The organism is Rhodococcus sp. NPDC003348 (assembly GCF_053589375.1).
Map to the genome: position 1 here is coordinate 26,757 of NZ_JBSFRT010000049.1, position 18,997 is coordinate 45,753.

General features: G+C 68.8%; 16 protein-coding genes. 11 read left to right on the forward strand and 5 right to left on the reverse strand.

Annotated elements, in window-relative coordinates; genetic code table 11:
* Nucleotides 1-102 precede the first annotated feature (102 nt).
* The 8 genes from ACWDU4_RS24510 (at nt 103) to ACWDU4_RS24545 (ending at nt 8,733) form a co-directional block, all read left to right on the forward strand.
* A complete protein-coding gene (locus ACWDU4_RS24510; protein ID WP_450116542.1) occupies nt 103-969 on the forward strand; it encodes an enoyl-CoA hydratase in 867 nt (288 codons plus the stop codon).
* 67 nt (nt 970-1,036) lie between these two features.
* Nucleotides 1,037-2,239 carry an amidohydrolase family protein gene (locus tag ACWDU4_RS24515; RefSeq protein ID WP_450116543.1) on the forward strand — a complete coding sequence of 401 codons (1,203 nt, stop codon included), beginning with the start codon at nt 1,037-1,039 and terminating at the stop codon, nt 2,237-2,239.
* Between the two features lie 58 nt (nt 2,240-2,297).
* Nucleotides 2,298-3,953: an acyl-CoA synthetase gene (locus ACWDU4_RS24520; RefSeq protein ID WP_450116544.1), complete on the forward strand. Its 1,656-nt coding sequence runs from the start codon at nt 2,298-2,300 to the stop codon at nt 3,951-3,953.
* Complete coding sequence (locus ACWDU4_RS24525; protein WP_450116545.1) at nt 3,950-4,834, forward strand: amidohydrolase family protein; 885 nt, start codon at nt 3,950-3,952, stop codon at nt 4,832-4,834. The genes ACWDU4_RS24520 and ACWDU4_RS24525 overlap by 4 nt, the downstream gene beginning before the upstream one ends.
* A complete protein-coding gene (locus ACWDU4_RS24530) occupies nt 4,834-5,907 on the forward strand; it encodes an acyl-CoA dehydrogenase family protein (RefSeq protein WP_450116546.1) in 1,074 nt (357 codons plus the stop codon). Before ACWDU4_RS24525 ends, ACWDU4_RS24530 begins: the two co-directional genes overlap by 1 nt.
* A 69-nt stretch (nt 5,908-5,976) precedes the next feature.
* Nucleotides 5,977-7,146, forward strand: a complete 1,170-nt coding sequence (locus ACWDU4_RS24535) for an acyl-CoA dehydrogenase family protein (RefSeq protein WP_450116547.1) — start codon at nt 5,977-5,979, stop codon at nt 7,144-7,146.
* A 9-nt stretch (nt 7,147-7,155) separates the two neighbouring features.
* Nucleotides 7,156-7,923 (forward strand): enoyl-CoA hydratase-related protein, encoded by a 768-nt coding sequence (locus tag ACWDU4_RS24540; protein WP_450116548.1) that lies wholly within the window; start codon nt 7,156-7,158, stop codon nt 7,921-7,923.
* A gap of 33 nt (nt 7,924-7,956) precedes the next feature.
* Nucleotides 7,957-8,733 (forward strand): SDR family NAD(P)-dependent oxidoreductase, encoded by a 777-nt coding sequence (locus tag ACWDU4_RS24545; RefSeq protein WP_450116549.1) that lies wholly within the window; start codon nt 7,957-7,959, stop codon nt 8,731-8,733.
* A 9-nt stretch (nt 8,734-8,742) separates the two neighbouring features.
* On the opposite strand, the gene ACWDU4_RS24550 is transcribed toward ACWDU4_RS24545, so the two are convergent.
* The 4 genes from ACWDU4_RS24550 to ACWDU4_RS24565 all read right to left on the reverse strand — a co-directional run bounded on the left by ACWDU4_RS24550 (nt 8,743) and on the right by ACWDU4_RS24565 (nt 13,657).
* Complete coding sequence (locus tag ACWDU4_RS24550; RefSeq protein ID WP_450116550.1) at nt 8,743-10,287, reverse strand: phospholipase C; 1,545 nt, start codon at nt 10,285-10,287, stop codon at nt 8,743-8,745.
* 103 nt (nt 10,288-10,390) lie between these two features.
* Nucleotides 10,391-11,626: a cytochrome P450 gene (locus ACWDU4_RS24555; RefSeq protein ID WP_450116557.1), complete on the reverse strand. Its 1,236-nt coding sequence runs from the start codon at nt 11,624-11,626 to the stop codon at nt 10,391-10,393.
* Between the two features lie 44 nt (nt 11,627-11,670).
* Complete coding sequence (locus ACWDU4_RS24560; RefSeq protein WP_450116551.1) at nt 11,671-12,855, reverse strand: acyl-CoA dehydrogenase family protein; 1,185 nt, start codon at nt 12,853-12,855, stop codon at nt 11,671-11,673.
* A 130-nt stretch (nt 12,856-12,985) separates the two neighbouring features.
* Nucleotides 12,986-13,657: a TetR/AcrR family transcriptional regulator gene (locus ACWDU4_RS24565; RefSeq protein ID WP_450116552.1), complete on the reverse strand. Its 672-nt coding sequence runs from the start codon at nt 13,655-13,657 to the stop codon at nt 12,986-12,988.
* A gap of 288 nt (nt 13,658-13,945) precedes the next feature.
* Between ACWDU4_RS24565 and ACWDU4_RS24570 the strand changes: the two genes are divergently transcribed.
* Nucleotides 13,946-15,130 (forward strand): amidohydrolase family protein, encoded by a 1,185-nt coding sequence (locus ACWDU4_RS24570; protein ID WP_450116558.1) that lies wholly within the window; start codon nt 13,946-13,948, stop codon nt 15,128-15,130.
* 22 nt (nt 15,131-15,152) lie between these two features.
* Here ACWDU4_RS24570 and ACWDU4_RS24575 read toward each other — a convergent pair whose 3' ends face one another.
* On the reverse strand, nt 15,153-15,743 hold the full coding sequence (locus tag ACWDU4_RS24575; protein WP_450116553.1) for a TetR/AcrR family transcriptional regulator: 591 nt from the start codon (nt 15,741-15,743) through the stop codon (nt 15,153-15,155).
* A 277-nt stretch (nt 15,744-16,020) separates the two neighbouring features.
* Here ACWDU4_RS24575 and ACWDU4_RS24580 point away from each other — a divergent pair, with 277 nt between their 5' ends.
* Both ACWDU4_RS24580 and ACWDU4_RS24585 read left to right on the forward strand, forming a co-directional pair.
* Entirely contained in the window at nt 16,021-17,517 is a 1,497-nt protein-coding gene (locus ACWDU4_RS24580) for an acyl-CoA carboxylase subunit beta (RefSeq protein ID WP_450116554.1), read from the forward strand.
* Nucleotides 17,518-17,586: 69 nt separating this feature from the next.
* Nucleotides 17,587-18,888: an amidohydrolase family protein gene (locus ACWDU4_RS24585; protein ID WP_450116555.1), complete on the forward strand. Its 1,302-nt coding sequence runs from the start codon at nt 17,587-17,589 to the stop codon at nt 18,886-18,888.
* Nucleotides 18,889-18,997: the final 109 nt, after the last annotated feature.

Here is an 18,997-nt window from a genome sequence, read left to right on the forward strand (position 1 = left end):
CGGCATAACCTTCGGCACAATCCCGGGGGACGCGTCGACACCCCTCCCCGAGGCCGCCGGAATTGCTTGCGGAATGCTCTACCGATAGGTATACAGTAGGGCATGGCCGAACGAGCTGGGAATACCCCGCGCCAGGGCGCGGGAGACGGCGACGCGGTGCTCTACGACCGCACGGACGGCGGCGTCGCGGTGTTGACCCTGAACCGGCCCGAGCGCCTCAATTCCTGGGGACGCGACATCGCGGCCGCGTTCTACGCCGCCGTCGACCGGGCCGAGGCCGATCCCGACGTCCGCGTGCTCCTGGTCACCGGGAAGGGCCGCGCGTTCTGCGCGGGCGCCGACATGGGGTCGTCCACCGACATCGGCGACGCGTTCGAGTCGGACACACCGGTCGACGTCACGGCCCTGATGGGCGACCGGCCACCGCACTTCCTGACCTCGGTACACAAGCCGGTGGTGGCCGCGATCAACGGTCCGTGCGTGGGCATCGGCCTGACCTACGCGCTGATGTGCGACGTCCGGTTCGCCGCCGACGGGGCCAAGTTCGCCGCCCCGTTCGCCAGGCGCGGACTGATCGCCGAGCACGGCATCGCCTGGATACTCCCCCGGCTCGCCGGATGGGGTGTCGCACTGGACCTACTGCTCAGCGGACGCACCTTCCTCGCCCGCGAGGCAGCCGACCTCGGCCTTGTCGCGGCGGTGCTCCCGCCCGAGGACTTGTTCGACCACGCCCTCCGGTACTGCGAGGACATGGCCGCGAACTGTTCGCCCGCCTCCCTGCGGTGGATCAAGGACCAGGCATACGCGGTGACTTCCGGTGACGCGGCGGACGCGACGACCCGGGCCGCCGAACTGATGGCCGAGTCGCTGACTCGTCCCGACGTGATCGAGGGCGTCACCGCGTTCCTCGCCAAACGGCCCCCCGCCTTCCCGCCCCTGGATGTCCGGAAGGCGCGGGCCGGGCGGTGATCCCGCACTGCCCGCCCCACCCACACGACCAGAAGACACACGACGTGCCGAACCGAAGGAGGAGACCGTGACCGCACTCGACTACCGCGCGATCGACGTCGACAACCACTACTACGAGCCCATCGACGCGTTCACCCGCCACCTCGACCGGAAGTTCACCCGGCGTGGCGTGCAGATGCTGAAGGAGGGCAAGCACACCGTCGCGGTGATCGGGGACCGCGTCAATCGTTTCATCCCGAACCCGACCTTCGATCCGATCATCGTCCCGGGCTGCCTCGACCCGTTCTTCCGCGGCGAGATCCCCGACGGCATGGACCGGTCGACGATGATGCAGGTCGAGGAACTCGAACTGCGACCCGAGTACCAGAACCGCGACGCCCGCGTGAACGTCCTCGACAAGCAGGACATCGAGACGGTGTTCATGTTCCCGACCTTCGGCTGCGGGGTCGAGCAGGCCCTGCGCCACGACATCGACGCCACCATGGCATCGCTGCACGCCTTCAACCTCTGGCTCGACGAGGACTGGGGCTTCGACCGGGCCGACCACCGGGTGTACACGGCGCCGATGATCTCGCTCGCCGACCCGGTCGCCGCGCTCGCCGAGGTCGACTCGGTGATCGCGAAGGGCGCACGCCTGGTGCACATCCGGCCGGCCCCCGTGCCCGGTGCGAGCAAACCACGCTCGCTCGGCCACCCGTCCCACGACCCGGTCTGGGCACGCCTGGCGGAGGCCGGTGTCCCGGTCGCCTTCCACCTCGGCGACAGCGGCTACCTCAAACTGTCGGCGATGTGGGGCGGCAAGGAGAACTTCGAGGGCTTCGGCACGGTGGACCCCTTCGACAAGATCGTCACCGACGACCGTGCCATCCACGACACCATCGCGTCGCTGATCGTCCACGGCGTCTTCAACCGGCACCCGAACCTGCGGGTGGCGAGCATCGAGAACGGCTCGGAGTGGGTGCATCGCCTCGCCAAGCGGCTGACCAAGCTGGCGAACCAGTATCCGAAGTCCTTCCCCAACGACCCGGTCGAGCAGCTCCGCCATCACGTCTGGGTCGCGCCGTACTACGAGGAGGACGTCAACGCCCTCGCCGACCGCATCGGGGTGGACCGGATCCTGTTCGGTTCGGACTGGCCGCACGGTGAGGGTCTGGAGAACCCGACCTCGTACGTCGGCGATCTGGCCGGACTCGACGACGCCGCGATCCGGAAAGTGATGCGCGACAACGCCGTCGAGTACCTCGGTCTTCCCGTCCGCAGCGCCGCGTAGCCGCTGTGCACCCCAATCGAGCGCCCCTCACGACAGTCGGCGGGAAGGGCGGACCACGGTGACCGAATGGACGCTGGGCGACATCCTCGATGTCGTCGCCGATGCGGTTCCGGACCGGACGATGACGGTCTGCGGCGACCGCCGCAGCACCTTCGCGGAGGTCCGGGATCGCACCCGACGGCTGGGGAATTTCCTGGCCGACCAGGGGTTCGGCCGGCACGACGGCCCCGATGCCGTGAACAGCAAGGCCCCGAACAACTGGGAGTGCGCCCAGGACCGGATCGCCCTGGTCATGCGAAACGACCTCTATCCGGACGTGATGATCGGATGCCTCAAGGCCCGGGTGGTGCCGGTGAACGTGAACCGGCACTACACGGCCCGCGAGATCCGGGACCTGCTCGAGTACGTGGGCCCACGCGGCATCGTCTATCACCGCTCGCTCGGCGACTCGCTGCGGGAGGCTGTCGATGTGGTCGGGCCGGATCTGCTCGTCGCCGTCGACGACGGCAGCGGCGACGAACTCCTGCCGGGTTCGATCACCCTCGACGAGGCCCTCGCCCTCGGTGATCCGGACCGGGTGATCCCCACCAGCCCGGACGACCTGGTGATGATGTGCACCGGCGGAACGACCGGACGGCCGAAGGGTGTGTTGTGGAGACAGAGTGACATGTACGTCGCGGCCATGTCCGGAGACGACCACTCGGCACAGACGCTGCGCGACATCGCCACCTCGGGTGGCCAGGTGTGGTTCGCGGTCTCGCCCCTGCTGCACGCCGCCGGTGTGTGGACCGCGCTCGCCGGGGTCCTGGGCGGCCAGACCGTCGTCCTCTACGACGACCGGGAACCCTTCGACGCCCGCACGGTGCTCGAGACGATCGAGCGCGAGCGGGTGTTCCTGATGACGATGGTCGGGGACGCCTACGCGGGTCCCCTGGTGGAGCAGATGCGTTCCGGCCGGTACGACCTGACGTCACTGTTCGCGATCGGAACCGGCGGGGCCGCCACCAATCCGGTCCACAAGCAGGCGATCATCGACCACCTGCCGCAGGTGACCGTCATCGACGGATACGGATCCTCGGAGACCGGCGGGCTCGGGTTCGGCAACACCGGCCAGGCGTCGCGGGCCGAGACGTTCCTGCCCAGGCCCGGCGGCACCGTGGTGTCGAAGGACCGCCGCCGCTTCCTCGCCCCTGGCGAGGACGAGATCGGCTGGGCGGCCCGGACCGGACGCATTCCGCTCGGCTACTACGGGGATCGCGAGGCCACCGAGCGCACCTTCCCCGTGATCGACGGCCGGCGCGTCGCGGTGCCGGGCGACCGCGCGACGCTGGACGCCGACGGCACGATCCGGCTGATCGGACGCGATTCCCTGGTGATCAACACCGGCGGCGAGAAGGTGTTCGTGGAGGAGGTCGAGGAGGTCCTGCGCACCCATCCCGAGGTCGCCGACGCACTGGTGGTCGGCCGCCCGAGCGTGCGATGGGGGCAGGAGGTCGTCGCCCTGGTGCAGCGTGCGCCGGGTGGCGGGGTCGACGACACCGACCTGCGTGCGCTGTGCAGGACCCGCCTCGCCGGTTACAAGGTCCCGAAGGCCCTCTACTTCGTCGATGCGGTGGGCCGGCTCGGCAACGGGAAGCCGGACTATCGGTGGGCCCGGGACACCGTCGCCGCCATGACCGATGAATCCACCTCTCTCACAACGGAGATCGCATGAGCCACGCGAGCGGAGATCGCCCCGGGCACCGTGTCATCGACTGCCTCGTGAACGTCCACTTCGGTGAGACCGAGCAGCAGCCGGGCTGGATGGTCGCGGTGCGGGACAACTACTTCAAGGGCCCCAAGTCGATGTTCGCCCCGGTCGACCTTGCCGAACTGATCGACGAGATGGACGAGCAGGGCGTGCAGCGTGCCATCCTGATGGACTCGCTGACCAAGCCGTCGACCACGGCACGCAAGTTCGTCGAGGCACACCCGGACCGGTTCGCACTGGCGATGGGTGGCCCCGATCTGCTCCGCCCGGTCGCCACGCTGCGCGAACTGACCGCGGTGGCGGCCGATCTGCCGGTGGCCTACGCCGCCGTCGGACCGAGCTTCTGGGGCGACGGACAGTACCCGCCGAGCGACGCGGTCTACTACCCGCTGTACGCAAAATGCGCCGAACTCGGACTGCCGCTCTGCATCAACACCGGCATCCCGGGCCCGCCGATCCCGGGCGAGGTGCAGAACCCGATCCACCTGGACCGGGTGTGCGTGCGGTTCCCCGAACTGAAGCTGTGCATGATCCACGGCGCCGATCCTTGGTGGGACGTCGCGATCCGGCTCCTGATCAAGTATCCGAACCTGCGGCTGATGACCTCCGCCTGGTCACCCAAGCGGCTGCCGGAGTCGTTGCTGCACTTCATGCGCAGCCGCGGCGCGGGCAAGGTCATCTTCGGGTCGGACTGGCCGGTCCTGCCGATGCGCCGGGTGATCCCGGAGGCCGCGGCACTCGACCTTCCGGACGAGGTGCGCGACCGCTACCTGTACGAGAACGCCCGCGAATTCTTCTTCGACCAGCACGCGCCGGCAGGCGCACACGACACAGGAGTGAAGTGATGGACCGGTACGAATTGCGCCGTGAGGACTACAGCCTCACGTCGGACCACACCGACCTGCAGGCCGCATACGTGAAGTTCTTCCAGACGTACAGCCCGATCGAGGTGGTCCGCGCGGCCGAGGCCACCGGGTTCGACAAGGGCCTGTGGGAACGACTGGCCGGCACGGGCGCCATGTCGATGGCGGTTCCGGAGTCCGCGGGCGGCGACGGCGCCACCCTGGTCGACCTGACGCTGGTCGCCGAGGAGATCGGGCGCAGCCTCGCGCCGGTTCCGTGGACCGACCATGTCACCGCGACCCGACTGCTGGCCCGTCTCGGCGACTGCTCGCTCCTCTCGGCGGAGGCCGTGAGCGGCGCCGAACCGGTGGCGCTCGACGTGAGCGCCACGGGAGCACCGGGCCCACGACTGGTGCCGGCGGGCGCGGTCGCCGACCACGTGGTCACCCTCGACGGTGACCAGGTGGTCCGTCTCGGTTTCGCGACGCGACCGGCGCACGTGGACAACCTCGGCCGGCTGCCGCTCGCCTGGGTCGATCCCGCCGACGCCACCACCCGGGAGGTCGTCGCAGCCGGCCCCGAGGCCGTGCGGGCCTTCGAACGTGCCGTCGACGAATGGCGGTTGCTCACCGCGTCGGCCCTGGTCGGCCTCGTCGAGCAGACGATGCGGATCGCCGCCGAGTTCGCCACCACCCGCTACACCTTCGGGGTCCCGATCTCGACGTTGCAGGGCATCTCGCATCCCCTCGCCAACATGGCGATCACCGTCGAGGGCGGACGAAACCTGACCCGGAAGGCAGCCTGGTACCTCGAGTACGAGCCACGGGTGCGACCCGAACTGGCGGCAGCGGCCTTCGTGTTCATGACCGACGAGGCCAGTCGCGCGGCCACGATGGCCGTGCACGTCCAGGGCGGTCTCGGCGTGTCGACGGAGTCGGCCGCGACCTCCTACCTGGTGCGGGCGCGCGGATGGACCCTCGCCGGCGGCGATCCCGCCGCCGCGGCCCGCCGCGTCGCCGAACTCGTCGCCGCTCGCGACGGTGCCGAACTCGTCGCTCGCGACGGTGCGGCGTAGCGCCCGACCGATCCTCAGGCCGCCGAATCACTCCCCCGAATCACTCCCCCGAATCACCAAGGACGACAGATGGATTTCTCACGGGTCGAGCTGTCCAAGGAACATCACGACTTCCTCGAGGAGGTCCGCTCGTTCCTCGCGACACACGTGACCGACGAGGTGCGCCGCCGCGACCGCGAGACCGGCGACAACTTCGACGAGGGCGTGCACCTGGCGATGGGCGCCGCGGGCTACCTCGAGCGCGAGTACCGCTCGGAGACCGAGGGCGGTTTCGACCGGATCCAGCGCCGGATCTGGGAACAGGAGAAGCGGCGCGTGCACGTGCCGTGGGTGACCTGGGGTACGACCTCGATCGTGGCGCGGTCGGTGGAGCGATTCGGCAGCCCGGAACTGCGCGAGGAGGTGCTGCCCGGCGTCTTCAGCGGCCACGTGCGCCTGTGTCTGGGCTACACCGAACCCGAAGGCGGCTCGGACGTCGCGACCTGCAAGACCCGCGCCGTCCGGGACCGCGACAGCTGGGTGATCAACGGCTCCAAGATGTTCACCACCGGCGCGCACAACAGCCGGTACGTCTTCCTCATCACCAACACCGACCCGGACGCGCGCAAGCACAAGAGCCTGACCATGTTCCTGGTCCCGCTGGACACCCCGGGCATCGAGATCCAGGGCCTGCGCACCGTCGACGGTGACCGCACGAACATCACCTACTACAGCGACATCCGGGTCGACGACAGGTATCGGCTCGGCGAGGTCAACGAGGGCTGGGCCGTGCTGCGCGGCCCCCTGGACACCGAGCACGGCGTCGTCGACGCCGACACCGACGGACTGCAGGACGTGTCGATCCTCCAGCACCAGGGCCTGGAGATGGCGGCGGTCGTGGACCGCGCCGCGGGTCTGCTCGGCCTGCCCGATCCGGCGGGCCGCCGGGGCCTCGACGACAGCTCGGTCGCCCAGCGGTTCGGCCGATCCGCCGCCCGCGTCGAGGCCGCGCTCGCGACTCCGAACATGTACGGCCGGGTGGCACTGGCCCAGGCGATGCGTGACGTGGCCCCAGACCTGATGGACGTGCTCGGCACCGCGGCACTGCTGCCGATCGACGCCGAGGGGGCCGCCGACGCCGGCGGCGCCGAGCACCTCTACCGCTGGGCGCCGCTGTGCGGCATCTACGGCGGCACGCTCGAGGTCTTCCGCAACATGATCGCCCAGCACGCGCTCGGCCTCGGTCGAGCGCACTACTGAGGACCGCCGATGAGCGTCCGGGTGCAGCGCGAGGGGTCGGTGCTGGTCGTCACGCTCGACCGCCCCGACCGGCACAACGCCCTCGACTCGGCGACAGTGACCGACCTGGGCCTGGCGCTGGCCGCCGCGGAGTCCGACGACGCCGTGGCGGCCGTCGTGCTCACGGGAGCCGGCGAACGCACCTTCTGTTCCGGTCTGGACCTCGAGGAGTTCGCCCGGACCCGTTCGGCGCCGCGGGCCACCGACGGTCCGGGCCTGGCGACGCTGTTGAACCGGACGTACCCGAAGCCGCTGATCGCCGCCGCCAACGGCAGCGCCTTCGCCGCCGGCCTCGAGCTGCTGCTCGCCTGCGACCTGGTGGTCGCCGCCGAGCACGCAGAGTTCGGGATCCCCGAGGTCCGGCGTGGCCTCGTCGCCGCGGGCGGCGGCATCGTGCATCTGGCACGTCGGCTGCCCCTGGCGATCGCCCTGGAGATGGGCCTGACCGGCGCCTCGCTCGACGCCGCCCGCGCCCACGCGCTCGGACTGGTGAACCGCGTTGTGCCCGGCGCCGAGGTCGGCGCGGAGGCTCTCCGGTTGGCGAGCGCGGTCGCCGAGAACGCGCCGCTCGCGGTCCGGTTCACCAAGGAACACATGTACGGCGCACTGGACTGCACCCAGGAGGAGGCGCGGCGAGCGGTCCAGCAGGGTCTGCCCGCGATCGTGTCGAGCGCCGACGCCGCGGAGGGCGCCCGCGCGTTCGCCGAGCGGCGTCCGCCCGTCTGGGCGGGCCGATGATCAACTGCACCAGCGTCGAAAGGTCCTGAACCAGTGAAGAGCCCGTTGGACATGTTCGATCTCACCGGCCGGGTCGCACTGGTGACCGGATCGACGCGAGGCTTGGGCCGAGCGATCGTCGAGGGATTCGCCGGCGCCGGGGCGTCGGTGGTGGTCAGCGGCCGTGACCAGGAGCGGTGCGACGAGGCCGCGGCCCGGATCCGGGACATCACCGGCACCGAGACGTTCGCCGTCGCCTGGCACGCTTCCGACTGGGACGGCGCCCAGGAGGTGGTGGACCGGATCGTCGACCGGTTCGGCCGAATCGACGTGCTGGTGAACAACGCGGGCATCAACCCCGCCGGCCAGAGTGCCGCCGGCGTGTCGCTTCCGTTGTGGCGCAAGGTGTTCAGCGTCAACCTCGAAGGTCCCCTGCGGATGAGCCAGTGCGTCGCGCCGGTGATGCGGGACGGCGGCGGGGGCAGCATCGTGAACATCGCCTCGATGGCGGCCTACGCCTCGGACTCCGCGTCCGTCGCGTACGGCGTCTCCAAGGCCGCCCTCAAGCACCTGACCGTGACGATGTCGGGCGAGTGGGCGTCGTGGGGCGTGCGGGTGAATCTGCTCAGTCCCGGGCCGTTCGCGACCGACATGGTGCTCGGCGCCGAACGGCACAAGCCTGGTTTCATCGCATCGGTCGCCCGGTCGATCCCCCAGGACCGTGTCGCCGACGTCGCCGAGATCGTCGGTCCCGCGCTGTATCTGGCCAGCGACGCGTCGTCCTACGTGACCGGCGACGACATCATGGTCAGCGGCGGCATGCGCAAGTGACGTCGGGCCCTAGGTCGTGACCGGGCCGGACGGCGCAGGTCGCGTGCCGGGTTCCTGGGTCGGCATCCGGTTCGGCGGCACCGGGTAGGGAAACCCCTTGCCGAAGCTGCCTGCCGCCATGTTCGGCCCGCACTGCGCGATCGCGTTCTGCGCTCCGGGACGCGGGTCGGCCAGCGCCGGCTTACCCACGTCCGGCGGGGCGGCGAAGTTGAAAGCCGAGGTCATGTCGCCGACGGTGGCGCGCCGCCAGGCTGTCAGGTTCGGCACCGGTGCACCGAACCGTGTCTCCAGCAGCCGCAACTGGGAGGTGTGGTCGAACACCTCCGAGGCGATCAGCCCGCCACGGCTGTACGGCGACACGACCAGTGCGGGTACCCGATAGCCAAGCCCGATCGGTCCCGCGACGCCATTCGCTGATGACACGGAATCCAGTGGAACGGTCAGGAACTCCCCGGGCGTCCCCGGCGGGGGCGTCGGCGGCGTGACGTGATCGAAGAAGCCGCCGTGCTCGTCGTACGAGATGATCAGCGCGGTCTTCGCCCAGACGTCCGGGTTCGACGTGAGGATGTCCAGCAGTTCCACGAACCCGGCCGCGCCGAATGCCGGCGGCAGTGCCGGATGCTCACAGTTGAGCAGGGACGGAATCACCCACGACACCGCGGGCAGGGTTCCGGCCGCCACATCGGCTCGGAAGTCGTGCGGATAGGTGGGTGCGATGCCTTTCCGCGCCAGTGCAGAATTGGGGTCCCGAGCCTGCGTGAAGCAGCCCATCATCCCGTCCAGCGCGACCGAGGAGGCCGGGCCGAGGTCCCTGTTGTTGTAGATCTTCCAGCTCACGCCGGCCTCTTCGAGGCTCTCCGGGTACGTCTTCCACGAGTAGACGAACTTCGGGATCACCGTCGGTGTCTCCACGAGCGGTCCACCGGCCATCCCGTCCGGATCGATGGTTCCGCTCATCCAGTACAGCCGATTGGGGTCGGTCGGGCCGAGAACGGAGCAGTGGTAGTTGTCGCACAGCGTGAACGCGTCGGCGAGTTGGTGGTGGATGGGAATGTCGTCCCGGGTGTAGTAGCCCATCGCCGCCGCGGCGTTGCCGACCCCAACCGAGGCGATGGACATCGGCATCCACCGGTCGTTGGCTCCGTTGTTCCACGCCTGGTGCGTGCCCGCCCACGAGTGGTCGGGATCGTTGATGCACTCGCCGTCCAGGGACGTGCCCCGTGTCGTGTCGAGACGGAACGGATTGACGAATCCGTTCGGGTCCTCGCCGCGTCCGGGCGAGTAGCCGTACTGATTCCACGCCGCGGACGGTTCGTCGAAGCCCCGTCCGCCCGAGAGGGTGCCGAAGTAATGGTCGTACGAGCGGTTCTCCTGCATGAGCAGGACGAAGTGTTCGATGTCGTTCAGCGATCCGCGGCCGCCGCCGGACAGGTCGTGGGCCTTCGCGATGATGGGTCCGGCCCACGAGCTGAGCATCGCGACCGAACCCACGGCGGTCGCCCTGGCGAGGAACTCACGACGGGTCAGACCAGCGAACGGGCTTCCGTGCACCATGTCGCGATGCTCGCATGCGCAGTCGCGGCCCGCAAACCGAAGAGCCGGAAACTTCTTTGGCGCGCAAAGGGTTCGGTCCGAACAGTCCGATTCGGGCCGACCCTCAACGGAGAGTGAACCTTATCGGAAGATGCTTGAGGCCGCCGACGAAGGTGGTCGAGGTCAGCTCCGGCTCCCCGGTCAGCTCGATGTCGCCGAGGCGGGGCAGCAGTTCGGTGAAGAAGCTCGCGATCTCCATCCGGGCCAGTGCGGCGCCGAGGCAGAAGTGCACGCCGAATCCGAAGGCCACATGCTTGTTCGGCCTCCTGGTGATGTCGAACCGGAACGGGTTGGTGAAGATCTCCTCGTCCCGGTTGGCGGACGCGTAGGACAGGAGCACCGACTCACCGGCCGCGATGGGCACGCCACGTACCTCGGTGTCCGCGGACGCGGTTCGCATGAATGCCTTGACCGGCGTGACCCACCGGATCATCTCCTCCACGGCGGACGACATGAGTCCGGGTTCTGCCTGCAGTAGCCGGCGCTGGTCGGGATGGTCGATCAGGGCACGCATGCCGCCGGAGATGGTCGAGCTGGTTGTGTCGTGGCCGGCGGTGGCGATGATCGCGTAATAGGACACGATGTCGATGTCGCCCAGCAGTTCGCCGTCGATCTTCGCGTTGGCGATGGTGGAGGCGAGGTCCGAGGTCGGCGTCTCGCGCCGGGACGCCGTGAGTGCGGTGAAGTACGCGAACATGTCCAGCAGCCCGGCCATCTGCTCCTCGGGGCTCGCGCTGCGCTGCATCTCCGCGTCCTCCGAGCCGACGAGCTCCTGGGTGAGCTCCAGCATCCGGGGGAAGTCGCCCTGGGGCAGACCGAGCAGCGACATGATCACGTACAGCGGGTAGTTGACCGCGATCTCCTGCACGAAGTCGCATTCGCCGCCGGTGTCGCGCAGCCGGTCGACGTGGATCCGCGCGAGTTCGTCCACCCGGACCTTCATCTCGCGCAGCGCCTTCGGGGTGAACCAGTCGGCGGCGACGGCACGCATCAGTCGGTGCTCGGGGTCGTCCATGTGGATCAGCGTCCGGATCTGCGCCTGTTCCTGCAGTTCGTCCTGCTCGGCGCGCATCAGCACCGGCCGGGGCGAGTTGGTGAACAGCTCGTTGGCCCGTTCGACCGCCATCACGTCGTCGTGCTTGGTGATCGCGTGGAAGGGCCGGTAGGCGGGCGCCTCGACCCGTGCAACGGGGTCGTGGGCGCGCAGGTACGCAAGTGCCCGGTGCAGTCGGTCCTCGTCCGCGTACGCGGTGGGGTCGGCGACGGTCAGTGCGGCCGACCGGCGCGCGGCGGCGGTCACTTCGTCCGCGGACGCCTCGGCGGGATCGTTGGTGGTCGGTGTGCTCACGGTCGACTCCCTGGGAATGTGGCGCGTCCGAGTCCGAGGACGTGCTGGGCGATCATGTTTCGGAACACGTCGACGGTGCCGCCGTAGATGCCGACCAGCGGCGCCCAGCGGTACAGGTGTTCGGTGGCTCCGTCGTCGGCGGCACCGTCGGCGCCGGAGGTCAGTGCGGCCGCCGGACCGAGGGCGTCCATCAGCTCGGGGACGCTCTCGCGCATCGTCTGCGCGATCGCGACCCTGCCGAAGATGCCGGGTGTGCTCAGTGCGGCCTCGATCCGCGCGTGGGCTCGGCCGAGACGCGCGGCGGTCGCCGCGTCGTCCAGCGGCCGGTGACCGTCCCGGCCGGGGCGGGACGCGAGACCCACCGCACAATCCGCGGCCTCGGCCATCGTCACCCCGAAGTTGGTCATTGTGGTGATGTCGGACAGGCCGGGCGAGTCGGCCTCCGCCGCACCGTGTTCCGCCGCGAGCGGCCCCATCAGTACCTGCCACCCACCGTCCACCTCTCCGAGGCGGTACCGGTCGGCGAGCCGGATGCCTTCGTAGAAGGTGATGTTGGTGCGTTCGCCGTCGACGGTGCGCAGGCCGTCGACGCGCAGGCCCGGTGTGTCCGTGGGCACCAGGAACATCGTCAGGTTCCGGTGCCGGCGCCCGTCGGGATTCGTGTTGGTCAGCAGGAAGATGTACCGGCTGTTCTGCGCGCCGGTGGTGAACATCTTCTGTCCCGTGATCACCCAGTCGTCGCCGTCCCGGACTGCGCGGGTACGGACCGTCGCGATGTCGGAGCCACCCTCGGGCTCTGTGTATCCCATCGCGAACAGAATCTCTCCGGTGTACACGCCGGAGAGGACCTCATCGAGCAATTCGGGAGATCCGAACTGGCGCACCGCTTGCAGGATCATGACGGTCGCGCCCCAATTCTCCATGGGCAGATGGGCGCGGCGCCGTTCGAGATCCCAGATTCGACGTCGGATCTGCGGGTATCCACCCTGGCTCGGGCTCAGCGTCTCGGGTTCGAGCCAGCCCTGTGCGCCGAGCGCGCGGTGCACCTCCTCGATGTGGCCGTCACCGGTCGCGAGTTCGGCGTGTAGCCGGTCCTCGGTCACGTGCTCGGAGAGGAACGCGCGCGCCCGATCACGGAACTCGCGATCGGGCGGTGCCAGGTCGACCAGGGAGAAGTCCATACTGCTCCGTCCACGTCCGACGCCGCCGAGGCATGGATTGGGCTCGTGAAACTACGGCGTTTTCTTACAGTGAGCCTTACCGTACCGCTCTCCGGTCATGCCGACAAGACGCGACCACGGATGTGCGCCCTCAGCTCGACTCGACGGAACCGCTTGCATTCCAGTCCATCCCAGCGGGGACCGTCATCCGGTGGATCATTTCGACGACCAGGTCGACCATCTCCCCTGCCGCAACCGCGACCGTCTGCGACGCCGCCGCATACCAGGCCCGATCGAGCAGGCCCAGGGCCGCAACCCCGACCACCTCGGGTGAGTGCACCGACTCCGCCGAGTTCGCGGAACTGCCCAGCAGCGCCTGCCCGAGAATCCACGCCACCCGGGTCTGCATGCGGGTGTTGCCGATCCGGAAGTCGTCGTCGTCCGGCGCGGAGACCGTGGCCGCCATCGCGAAAGCGCCGTGCCGATCCATGTACGCGAAGTACGCCTCGACAAATCGGCGAACGTCCTCGATCCGACGCGGTTCGGGGAAGCCGTTCCACAGTGCGAGGACCGCGCGCAGGTCCCGGTACGCGTTGTCGCCGAGCACCCCGAAGATCTCGCGCTTGTCCTTGAAATAGGTGTAGAAGCCGGCGCGGGAGATCCCGCACGCATCGGTGATCGCACCCACGGCCGTGCCGGCGTAGCCGCGCTCGAGGAACAGCTGACGGCCGGCGTCGAGGATGGCTGCCCTGGTGCGGTCGGCCCGGCCCCCGGATGCGGTGGTGCCGGATTCGGGCGTGCCGGATTCCATGGCGGGACTCATGCCCGAAGCATACTTGACGGAAGTGTCAATACTTCCCGTTCTGTATCGCTGTTGACTACAAATCCGCTTGTCAAAGTCGTTGACAGTTGTGTCAAGTCGTGTCAGCCTGAGGGAGCGGACACGGCCACGCCCCGCGTCCCCGAGCACCTTTCGAAACTCCGGATCCCACACCCCACACAAACCGACGTGTCGCACAGGAGAATTCCGTTGACCCAGATCCCCACTCCGCCCCAGTCCGCCGGTCCGTCCCAGTTCACTGCGGCGCCGATATTCGACGCAGACCAGCACATGTACGAGACCGCGGAGTCGCTGACGAGGTACCTGCCAGAGCGCTACTCGCAGGCCGTGCAGTTCGTGACCGTCGGCCGCCACACCCGCATCGCCATAAACGGCCGGATCACGGACTTCATCCCGAATCCGACCTTCGACCGCGTCGCCGCCCCCGGTGCTCACGAGAAGTTCTTCGCAGGCGAGAACGTCGAGGGCCTGACGTTGCGCGAGATGCAGGGCAAGGCGATCGACGCACCCGCGGCAACCCGCAATCCGGAGGACCGGCTCGCCGAGCTCGACCGGCAGGGCGTCCGGGAGGCCCTCGTCTACCCCACCCTGGCCAGCCTTGTCGAACACTCGGCCGCCGACGATCCCGAGCTCACCGTCGCGATCATCCACGCACTCAACCGCTGGATGCTCGAGCACTGGACCTACGACTACCGCGACCGCGTCTTCAGCACACCGATCATCAACTGCTCCGAGGTGGACGCCGCCCGCCGTGAACTGGCGTTCGTGCTCGAGAACGGTGCGCGGGCGGTGCTGATCAAGCCGGCTCCGGTCAAGGGTCTGCACGGCTGGCGCTCTCCCGCGCTGCCCGAGTTCGACCCGTTCTGGCGCGAGGTGGAGGAGGCGGGAGTGCCCGTCGTGCTGCACGCCAGCCAGCCCCCGCTCACCGAGTACGTGAACATGTGGGAACCCCCGCACACGACCAACTTCATGGCGATGAGCGCCTTCCGCTGGCTCACCCTGGGCCACCGCGAGATCTCGGACATGATCGGCAGCCTGATCTGCCACGGCACCCTCACCCGGTTCCCGGAGCTGCGCGTCGCCAGTGTCGAGAACGGCAGTTCCTGGATCCATCCGCTGTTCCACGATCTCGAGGACCTGACCCGCAAGATGCCGCAGAACTTCGAGGAGAACCCACTGGAGGTCTTCCGCCGGAACATCTGGGTGAGCCCGTTCTGGGAGGGCTCGGTGTCCGACGTCGTCGACACGGTCGGCTGGGACCGAGTGCTATTCGGATCGGACTACCCGCACCCCGAGGGCCTTCCGGAGCCGAAGGGCTACTGGAGGTACGCCGAGGGCATGGACGAGCGCCGGACCTACGACTTCATGGGCGACAACGCGCGGCGCTTCATGGGTCTGCCGATCGCCAATCCCGATCCCGGGGCCGTGCGTCCGCCCGCCGTTGCCGCGCACTGACCCGAACCCCGCCGGGGCCCGCTCAGGTCGGCGCGTCGGATCTACCGGCCGAAGCTCCGTCCGAGCAGATCCGGACCCCGGCCAGGATCCAGCCGATGGTCATCGCCAGGTTGCCGGCCATCCCGGCCGCCTCATCGGAGACCTCGGGCGCCGGGTCGCGCATCGCACGCACCTCGACGATCGCGTGGTTGACCGTGACGTTGGCGAGCGAGCGGCAGCACTCGACCGCGGTGCCCCGCGGAATTCCTTCACGCAGAGCCACTTTGACGAGCTCGTTGACGTAGTCCACGATGACACGCCGGTCGGCGAAGGTCATCAGCTCGGTCAGGAAGGGGTGTTCGCGCAGTGTCTCCCGCAGGGCCAGGCACCACTGCAGCGCCGTCTCGTCCCAGCTCTCGTACTGGCGGAACTCGAAGGTCAGCTGCGAGAAGTGCCGGGCGACCAGCGCGCGGATCAGCGCGTCCCGGTTCCCGACCTGCTGGTACAGGGTGCGGGTGGAGATCCTCAGGTCCGCGGCGAGACGGCGGACGCCGAGGGCGTCGACACCCTCGGCGTCGAGCAGTTCGAGCGCCCGGTCGAGTATCACCTCCGCCGGGATCAGCGGTTTCGCCATCGCTCGGTTATACCGCACGGGGCGACGCCGGCGGCCCCCGTCCAGCGTCCGCCGCTCCGAATCACCCTTCACGACAACCGATCCGGACCGTGTCCACCGGTGGCCACCCTTGTGCCCGCGTCGCGGCCCTGGTACAACCACGGTAAAACCACACCGTTTTCTCAATCCCGAACCCGCCGGAACACCGTGCCACCGGATCGTCGGGATCCGCGTGTCACCGGCCACCGGCACCGCCGGATCACACCGTGGTCCGCTCCCCGCGTGAGGAAGGGCGATCGTGAGCAACGCGCACACCTGGGACGACACCCTCGACGACCTGAACCACCGGCGCCGCCGCAGCTACGAGATGGGCGGACCGGAACGGGTCGCGAAACACAACGCGAAGGGCAAACTCGACGCCCGCGCGCGGATCGACCACCTCCTCGACGACGGGTCCTTCCAGGAGTTCGGCACCCTGGTCGGCGGCGACGTGCCGGCGGACGCCCTGGTCGCCGGCTCCGGCCTGATCGACGGACGGCCGGTGCTCGTCGGCGCCGAGGACTTCACCACGATGGCCGGAACCATCGCCCCGGGCAGCAATTCCAAGCGTTACCGCCTGGCAGAACTCGCCGTTCGCACCAAGTCACCGCTGATCATGCTGCTCGAGGGGGCGGGCTTCCGTCCGACCGGAAACCACTACGGGCGCACCCCGACCGACCTGCTGGCACAGGCGCGCTGCTCGGGCAAGGTGCCCACCGTCGCCGCGGTGCTCGGACCGTCCGCGGGTCACGGCGCACTGGTCGCGCCGGTCAGTGACTTCTCGGTGATGAGTAGGCAAGGGGCCATCTTCACCGCCGGCCCGCCGGTGGTCCGGGAGTCGACCGGTGAGGAGGTCACCAAGGAGGATCTCGGCGGACCGGGGGTGGCGCTGCCGAGCGGCGTGATCCACAACGTGGCCGAGGACGACGCGGCTGCCCTGGACACGATTCGCCGGTACCTGTCGTACTTCCCGTCCAGTGCCTGGTCCTATCCGCCGTCCTTCCTGGCCGACGACGAGGCCGCCCCGCGCGAGACGCCGGAGCTGCTCGACATCGTCTCTCGGGACAACCGTTCCGTGTACGACATGCACACCGTGATCGACGCGGTGTTCGACACCCCGGACTGGCTGGAGATCCAGCCCGAGTTCGGCCGCGCGGTGATCTGCGGACTCGCGCACCTCGGTGGACACCCGGTGGCGGTGGTGGCCAACCAGCCGACCGTCCTCGCCGGCTCGATCGATTCGGACGCGGCCGACAAGGCCGCCCACTTCATCACCGTGGCCGACTCGTTCCACCTGCCGATCGTGTTCCTCACCGACAACCCGGGCATGCTGCCCGGCAGCGACTCCGAGCGGGCAGGCGTGCTGCGCAGCGGCGCCCGGATGTTCGCCGCGCAGACCTGCGCGACGACCCTGAAACTGCACCTGACGCTGCGCAAGGCCTACGGCTTCGGCTCGATGGTGATGTCCCTGCTCGGGTACGACGACCAGGTCGCCACCTTCGCCTACCCCGGTGCCACCATGGGCGCGATGAGCGCGGCGGCGTTGAGCCTGTCCTCGAAGGCCGAGGACGACGTCGCCGCCTCCCTGCGGGAGATGGAGCTGCAGGCGTCGTATTTCTCGGCCGAGCACATGGGCTTCGACGAGATGATCTCCCCGGTCGAGACCCGGAACCGCCTGCTCGCCGCCCTGCAGCGGGGCCTCTACAGCAGGCAGGCGGCCGCCGAACCGGTGGCCCGCACGGTCATCACGCCGTAACGCCTTCCCCGGCACCACCAGAAGCGTTATCGTAAGGTCTACAGTATCGGACTCGCGAAGGAGCTCAGTGTGGACAAGAACGACATGATCCTGATCAGCGTCGACGACCACATCATCGAACCGCCGGACATGTTCGAAAACCACCTGGCGGCCAAGTACAAGGACGACGCCCCCCGCCTGGTCCACATGGAGAACGGCACCGACGTCTGGAAGTTCCGTGACCGGGTCATCCCAAATGTGGCCCTCAACGCGGTCGCCGGCCGCCCCAAGGAGGAGTACGGCCTCGAACCCGAGGGGCTCGACGAGATCCGTCCCGGCTGCTACGACGTCCACGAGCGGGTCAAGGACATGAACGCGGGCGGCGTGCTCGCATCGATGAACTTCCCGTCCTTCCCAGGTTTCGCGGCGCGCCTTTTCGCCACCGAGGACAGCGACTTCTCCCTGGCACTGGTGCAGGCCTACAACGACTGGCACATCGACGAGTGGTGCGGGGCCTACCCGGGCCGGTTCATCCCGATGGCGCTGCCGGTGATCTGGGACGCCGAACTCTGCGCGCAGGAGGTGCGCCGGGTCGCGAAGAAGGGCGTCCACTCGCTCACCTTCTCCGAGAATCCCGCCGCGCTCGGCTACCCGAGTTTCCACGACGAGTACTGGAATCCGTTGTGGAAGGCCCTCGTCGACACCGACACCGTGCTCAGCGTCCACATCGGCTCGTCCGGCCGGCTGTCCATCCCGTCGACCGACTCGCCGCCGGACGTGATGATCACCCTCCAGCCGATGAACATCGTCTCGGCGGCGTCCGACCTCCTGTGGTCTCGACCGGTCAAGGACTACCCCGACCTGAAGATCGCACTCTCCGAGGGCGGAACCGGGTGGATCCCCTATTTCCTCGAGCGGGTCGACCGGACCTTCGAGATGCACTCGACGTGGACGCTGCAGGACTTCGGCGGCAAGCTTCCGAGTGAGGTCTTCCGGGAGCACTTCCTCACCTGCTTCATCAGCGATCCGCTCGGCGTGAATCTGAGGCACCGCATCGGCATCGACAACATCGCGTGGGAGATGGACTATCCGCACAGCGACTCGATGTGGCCGGACGGGCCCGAGGAACTCGGCGAAGTCATGAACGCCGAGTCCGTACCGAAGGACGAGGTCGACAAGATGACGCACCTGAACGCGATGCGCTGGTACAGCTTCGACCCGTTCAGCCACGTCCCGCGGGAGCAGGCCACCGTCGGCGCCCTGCGCGCGGCGGCCGCGGGCCACGACATCAGCGTCCAGGCCCGCAGCCACCACCAGACGGACGCCGCGGACAAGGTTGCCGCGTTCCAGACCCAGATCCGGGCCGCCGTTGGCCACAGCGCGTCCAAATAGCAGAAGCGCCCCGGACACAGCTCCGGACAGGTGGCGGGGGGGGGGGGGGCCTATCGCGCCGCCCCCCCCCCCGAGCGAGCCCCCCCGAGACCACTCTACAACTCACTCT